Here is a 6,152-nt window from a genome sequence, read left to right as displayed (position 1 = left end):
GCGCGTCGAGGAGCTCACGCCGCGGATGTGGAAGACCCGCTTCGCCGAAGAGCCCCATCGCTCCGTCCTCGATCAGACTCCGCGCTGACCTCGCACCACCCTTGCTCACGAAGTCAACGACGCCGATCTTTGATCGCTTACACCAAGTCCTCAGACCAACCGGCGCGCATCGGAACATCTGGCCAGGAGGCCTCGAATTCAGCGGATGGCTCAATGCGCCGGAGAAGTTCGCTAACTACATCGAGCCCAAGAGATGCATCGCACCATCTCTCGGCATCAGGATCATCCATGTCGACGACCCGGGCCCAGGTGGGTCGCGAGCTTGGAGTCAATCCGAACCTGCTGACGCGTTGGAGTCGCCAGCTGCGCGAGTCCGGGACGAAGGCGTTTTCCAGTGCAGACCGTCGGCGGGACGCCTATAAGTCGAGCCAGCGGGTGAAGGACTGCGTGGTCTCTGCCTGCTCGAAGTAGTTCGTGTGGTGGATCCTGCTCGTGGTTCCGAAGTCGCGGACGCGGCTCTTCCGGGTGATCCGGAGATCGTCGGAGAGCTCGTCCATCGAGGCGGTGTTCACTACTAAGTCGTTCGCTTCATCGAAGACCAGGTCTGCGCCAAAGTTCTTGATGCGATCGCCCGGATTCTGGAATGCACGCCAGAACTTCCAACCGACCGGCGGCGGCTCGAAGTCAGCTCGGATGACGTAGTACTCCGGAGCGGAGGCGGCCGAGATACCACTCCGCAGCTTGTCGATCGAAGGGTTGTCTCCGGTGCGGGCTTGAGCCGAGAGGCCCGGGATCATGGCAATCGCCGCGTCGAGCATAGGCGTCTTGCTGACGATCTTCGTAGCGGTCGCAACCACACGCAGGATTCCGGTCACTGCCGCTAGAAGAGGGAAGGCGGTCGCCGCCATCCCGGCACCGCTCTCGAGCACATTACCGACGTTCGTCAGGTAGTCGAGTGACGCCCGAAGCCTCGGCGCCGCAGCTAGGCTGGTGCCCGCGAGCGGCGAGCCGACGAGGACGAGCTTGCCCAGGGTCTCGGGTCTCTTGCAGAGTTCCTCCGCCCACCAGCGCGTGACGAGCCCGCCGCGGCTGTGGCAGATCACGTCCACCGTTGCTTCGGATCCCTCGAACAGGCGTTCCAGCTCGACCGAGTTGAGGAATGGGTTCACCGAGAGAGTCGGGTGGTCGAAGCTGAGGATCTGCCCGCCGTACTTTGCCTTCGCGCGCTGGAAGAAGGCCTTGCCTTCTGGGTTCGCTTCGAGCCCCTGGAACAGGCTGTCGCTGTGACTGAAGGTGCCGTGAACGAAGAGAAGCACCTTGCCCTTCTGCGGCGGGCGAGTTATCGAGCGCTTTGAGCTGAGCGAGTTCCAGCGTCGGAGGCCGCGTTCGGGCGTGAGTTTCTTGTCGAGATTCGCCAGAGCCTCGCCTACTTGCGACTTCTCAAGCGTGCGGAACTTCAGCTGCTTGACCACGCTGCCGCGAGCGCGGAACCGACGGCGGCCTCGCCGCCCCGACGACGGCGGGCGGAAGCCCAGTCCCGGCTGCCAGCGCAAGATCCCGTCGTCCTCCAGCAGCGTCATCGTCGCGATCGTGTCCTCCACCAGCGAGCCGCCGGCGCGACGCAGCTCACGGATGCGAGCTGGCGGAGCCTCGCCTTCCGCTGTCGGGATCGTCTGATCAGCGCGGTAGATGTCGAGGCCTTCGATGGCATCGTCAAGCCGCCGCGAAAGGTCCGCGAACTCGAGCGCATCTGCTTCACTCGCCATAGGAATCCTCCTTGATCGGAAGCGGGGTCAGCTGGTAGGCCCGCGCGCGCTTGATATCCACCAGCGAGTGGAATTCCGCCGGGTCGCGCAAGTTCTCTACTCCTTCGTCGACCGCTCTCCAGAACGATCCATGGTCGGTGAGGCCGACCGACTCGATCGGATAGAGTCTGCCCGAGTGGATCTGCCGAAGGATCTCCGCGTACTCGCGCCGAGGCACGATCCAGTCCGCCTCGGAGCCCCACGTACCCTCCCGAGTGGCGTCCCGCTCCCCGCCTTCGACTTCCTCGGGGGAGGTGAATTCCAGGTAGTACTCTTCGGAGCGCCAGTAGCCGACGAACGCGTGGCCCTCCAGCAGGAACACCACTGGGTAGATGTCCACGTACTCCATGCAGGCGGCAAGCAGGATTGCCAGGTCGATGCAGGTTCCGCGTCCTCCTCGCAGAACCTGAGTCGGAGTGCGCAGACGCTGACCCGACGCTGTGTAGGACGGCGGCGGGTTGATGTACTGCACCCGATAGTGATGCACGAGCGCCGCCCAGATGGCCTGGACCTGGAAGTCCAAGTCGTCCAGGGATTCAGGATCGTCTACGGCGACGCTCTGGTAGCCGTCGAAGCCGCGGGTGCGATCGTCAGTGAGCGTCATCAAGTGGGACTGCGCTGTTGTGATGATCTTCTCGACCGCAGGATCACGCGGGAGCACGAAGGACGGGAGCCAGCGCCTGTTCTCCTCGTCGTCTCGCCACTCGTCCACAGGAAGCAGGGTCATCCGAGAGGTCTGGCGATAGAGCACCTCTTCCTGGCACATGACTTCGGCGTAGAGACTCGTCTTGAGGGGCTCCTGGACGCTTCGCATCAGGTCGGAGATCAGAGGAACAGCGATCTCTTCCTCAATCGTAGTGTACGGATCGACGAGAGAGAGCGTCTTCCTGAATGGGAAGCTATCCGCGCCCACATGGAACTCGACGTTCACGTTCACGTCGAGAAGTGCCCCGTCGCCGAATTTGTGGAAGGCGAACTTCGAGAAGAGGCCATGGGAAGCGTTGTGCAACATCGAGTAGTTGACGGACTCGTTGGGTATGACCTCGATCTCGAGCTCGGCTTCCTTGACGCCGATCGGCTTCTGGCGCCGAATCGCCCGTTTTCTCTTCGACTCAGCGAGTCCCCCAGACTGCGCGTCCAGGAGCGAGTGAGCGGACCAGAGTACGATGCCGGTGCCGGTCAGCTTCTGGGGCGATCGCCGGAGAATCCCGACCGCTGCAACGAAGGCCGGGAGCATGCACCAGTCGGCTCCCCGCCAGGCATCGTAGAACTCGGAGAAGAGCGTCTCCGCGATCTCGTCGTCGACCGTGTCCTGGTAGCCGATCGCGTACTGGGCGCCCCCGGCGACACACAGCGCGGCGATCCGCGAGGCAGAGTGGTAGAAGTTGCAAAAGACGAGAATTGGCTTCCGGGTCCCTGCGTTCAGGAGCTTGGCGAAATCCTGCGCAGCAACGGGATCGATCCAGCCTTCGTCGTCGGTCAGCACCGTCCCGTCGAGAAGCCCCCAGTCGGCGGGGAGCTCCCAGCGTTCCTCGAGGAGCGAGCGTGCCTGGTGCGTATCCACGCCAGCCACGTGGATCACGTGAGGCTTGAACGTGCTCACGGTGCGCCGTAGCACATCCCTTGTCGGGGAGAACAGCTCTTCGACCTCTGCCTTAGGGAAGCGCATGTGGAGGCGGCGACGTTCGTCGTTGAAGCTGAAGTGTTCGCGAAGCTCAGCCGGGGCGCACTCAAGATAGAGGACTCTCGAGATTGAGCTCGGAACAGTCTTTCGCGCTCTCGGTCGCTCGAGATGGCGAATGACCGAGAAGTCGCCGGTCCCGCCCCGACGGCGGTTTACGGAGTTGAGCATGAACTCCCAGGGAGCGATCCGGGCCGCCCAGCCCTCGCTTTCGTCGCGATAGGGAATCCTGACCTCGAGCAACGACGTGGAGACTATCCAGTCGAGAAAGCCGACGTCGTCTCGCTCGGCCGGATCCCAATGCAAGCCCTTGAGATCCTTCTCGAGTTTCTTCAGCTCTTCCGCGAGTCGGTACTTCCAGCGAGAGCGCTTAGTGAGCTTGTATCGCCAGCGCATCGCTCTGTTCTCGAGATACGCGTTCGATACGATGGCCGACTGTTGTCCGTGTTCTCCGCGAAGCAGGATCCTGTTCGCCCCGCGCGGTCCTGCGGAGGAACGGGCTTGCCTGACTTTCTTGGCCATGACCACCTCGGAGTCATTTCCTAGTTAGGGAATCTCTGCACAGGGAGGATTCGAGCGAGAAGCGGGAGTCGCCGCCTGAGCAAGAAGCGTGATCCGATCGCAGATCCGTAGATCCGCAGAGGGTCGCGCGACGCAGCGCAGGCGGATGCATCGCGCTTCGCAGCCGCAGCCTCCCTGTGCAGAGGTTCCTTAGAGTCTTCCGTACGGGTCCCCGAGTCAAGCATCCTCTGGCGCCCCCAACCCAATGTTTTGTACGAGGATTGTCCACTCGAAGCTGGAGAACACATCCACAAAATCTCCAGTATTGTTGCTCTTGGTGGCGGTGAGATTGGGCAGTGGCGCAGCATGGGATTGCGAACCGGTGCCGATGAGGCTGAGCACGACGACTGCGGTCACGGCCGTTGAAGCAAAGGACTTCCAGACTCTCATTCGGTTCTCCCGCAGCAGCACAGTTCCGGGACCGCGGCGACAGGCACTCCCGACCGCTCATCCAGGCTCGATGGCAAACGCATGGGTCAATTCGCCCACAATCACGGTGGCTGATCCAGTGTTTCTCGAAATCGGGCCGGTTCAACACGTCCGGATGCCCGCCAATTGCTGCTGAGTCGCGTATCCATGCGCATGAATCGCCGGTCGCCACTCTGTCCTATGCTCCGGGCGAAGAGATGCGGAGAACACGGATGGCAAATTTCGATTCGATCCATCGCCGGGAGTTCGGCCAGATGGCTGCTGTGGGAGTGGGTGCCGCTCTGATGCCCGGCCTCAGCCGGGCTGAAACGCCTCTATCTGTTTCGTACGAGAACCGAGGAAGCGAGGCCGTGGCGATTGCCGGTGTCGGGCGGGGGACACCGGCTGAAGAAACCGTTCGCGCGGTGCGAGCCGTGGCGCTGGCTGCGACTGATTTTTCCTGGCTGTCTCGCGGCGACACGGTGTTGATCAAACCCGTCTGCAACTCGGGAAATGCCTATCCCGCGACGACCGATCCGATTGCGGTGCGCGTCGTGATCGAACTTCTCAAGGAGAAGGGAGCCGGCCGCGTCATCGTCGCCGACATGGCCGGGGTACAGTTCTTGCGCTTCTACCGCGACGGGCTCGAAGGGAGTACGCGCGAGTTGATGCGGCGGAACGGACTGGCCCAGGCTTCAGAGGAGGCCGGCGCAGAGGTTCAGGCTTTCGAGGAAGCCGGTTGGGACGGTTTCTTCGAAGCCGAGCCCGAGACGGCCGGAGCCTGGAAAGCACCCGTGATGCTACCCGTGGTTCTGCGCGAGGTCGATCACATCGTGCTCATGCCCAGAACAGCACGGCATCTGCTCGCCGGTAGTACGCTGGGGCTCAAGTCGGCTGTAGGCTGGTGGCGCCACGATTCGCGACTCGAGTACCACCGCGATGCCGCCACGTTTTCCGAAAAGACAGCCGACGCGAATAGAGTGCGTGCGATCGCGGACAAACAACGCCTTGTGCTGAGTTCCGCAACGAAGGTCTTGACGACCTTCGGTCCGGACAACGGGTACATCGCGCAGCCCGAGACGGGGATCGTGTTCGCCAGTACCGATCTGGTGGCCCACGATATGATTTCACTGGCCTGGTTGCTCGAAAACCGCGCAGTCATGACACCTGCGGAGCGAGACGGCCCCTTCGATGATCCGAACACATCGGAGACGATCGTGAATCTGGCGAATCGCATGATCACGCGTTGGCTCGGAGGCTTCGGTGAGGCCCTTCGCGCCGAGCGCCTGCGACCCTACGACCTGAGTCGTCTCGAAGACGATCGAGTCTTGATGCGCGCGTTCGCGACGACGGGTCGTCCTGGGCTTGAACTGATCGACGCCGACGGTTCACTGCCCGACCGCGTTCGATCGCAGCTCATCGCCCGCACGACCTAGATCGAGATCTGTTGGAAAGGGTCTGTGGATCAGGCCGCCAGTTCGAGGATTCCACCGGAAGCCGGCAGTTCGTTGCTGGAGGGCTTTGCGCCGGGGGTCGGCTGGTTCTCGTTGACGACGCTGAAGTCGACTAGCAACCAGTCCTTGTAGTCTTCGTAGATGCCTTCGGCTCTGAGCAGCTTCACGACCGAGGAGTGGTGCCAACGGGACACGATCTGCAAGACGGAGCGCTTCCTGGGACAGTCGGGATGCTGGAAGACG

Annotated in this window: 5 protein-coding genes; 1 reads left to right on the top strand and 4 read right to left on the bottom strand. The window is 62.4% G+C overall.

Features of this window, described 5'->3' with window-relative positions; translation table 11 throughout:
* Positions 1–416: 416 nt before the first annotated feature.
* The 3 genes from GY725_25460 to GY725_25450 all read right to left on the bottom strand — a co-directional run bounded on the left by GY725_25460 (position 417) and on the right by GY725_25450 (position 4,437).
* A complete protein-coding gene (locus GY725_25460) occupies positions 417–1,766 on the bottom strand; it encodes an alpha/beta hydrolase (GenBank protein ID MCP4007542.1) in 1,350 nt (449 codons plus the stop codon).
* Positions 1,756–3,882 carry a transglutaminase domain-containing protein gene (locus tag GY725_25455; GenBank protein ID MCP4007541.1) on the bottom strand — a complete coding sequence of 709 codons (2,127 nt, stop codon included), beginning with the start codon at positions 3,880–3,882 and terminating at the stop codon, positions 1,756–1,758. Before GY725_25455 ends, GY725_25460 begins: the two co-directional genes overlap by 11 nt.
* A 342-nt stretch (positions 3,883–4,224) precedes the next feature.
* A complete protein-coding gene (locus GY725_25450) occupies positions 4,225–4,437 on the bottom strand; it encodes a hypothetical protein (protein ID MCP4007540.1) in 213 nt (70 codons plus the stop codon).
* Positions 4,438–4,688: 251 nt separating this feature from the next.
* Here GY725_25450 and GY725_25445 point away from each other — a divergent pair, with 251 nt between their 5' ends.
* Positions 4,689–5,891: a DUF362 domain-containing protein gene (locus GY725_25445; GenBank protein MCP4007539.1), complete on the top strand. Its 1,203-nt coding sequence runs from the start codon at positions 4,689–4,691 to the stop codon at positions 5,889–5,891.
* A 29-nt stretch (positions 5,892–5,920) separates the two neighbouring features.
* Here the strand turns inward: GY725_25445 and GY725_25440 are convergent, their stop codons facing one another.
* A complete protein-coding gene (locus GY725_25440) occupies positions 5,921–6,112 on the bottom strand; it encodes a hypothetical protein (protein MCP4007538.1) in 192 nt (63 codons plus the stop codon).
* Positions 6,113–6,152: the final 40 nt, after the last annotated feature.

It is taken from the genome of bacterium (assembly GCA_024226335.1).
In the GTDB taxonomy this organism is placed as follows: domain Bacteria; phylum Myxococcota_A; class UBA9160; order SZUA-336; family SZUA-336; genus JAAELY01.
Note: the sequence above shows the minus strand (reverse complement) of the source record. Positions and strands in the feature narration are given on the sequence as shown.

Bases quoted from the DNA above. Each gene is read 5' to 3' on its own strand.
- GY725_25460 (MCP4007542.1), bottom strand. From the start codon at position 1,766: ATGGCGAGTGAAGCAGATGCGCTCGAGTTCGCGGACCTTTCGCGGCGG.
- GY725_25455 (MCP4007541.1), bottom strand. From the start codon at position 3,882: ATGCGCTGGCGATACAAGCTCACTAAGCGCTCTCGCTGGAAGTACCGA.
- GY725_25450 (MCP4007540.1), bottom strand. From the start codon at position 4,437: ATGAGAGTCTGGAAGTCCTTTGCTTCAACGGCCGTGACCGCAGTCGTC.
- GY725_25445 (MCP4007539.1), top strand. From the start codon at position 4,689: ATGGCAAATTTCGATTCGATCCATCGCCGGGAGTTCGGCCAGATGGCT.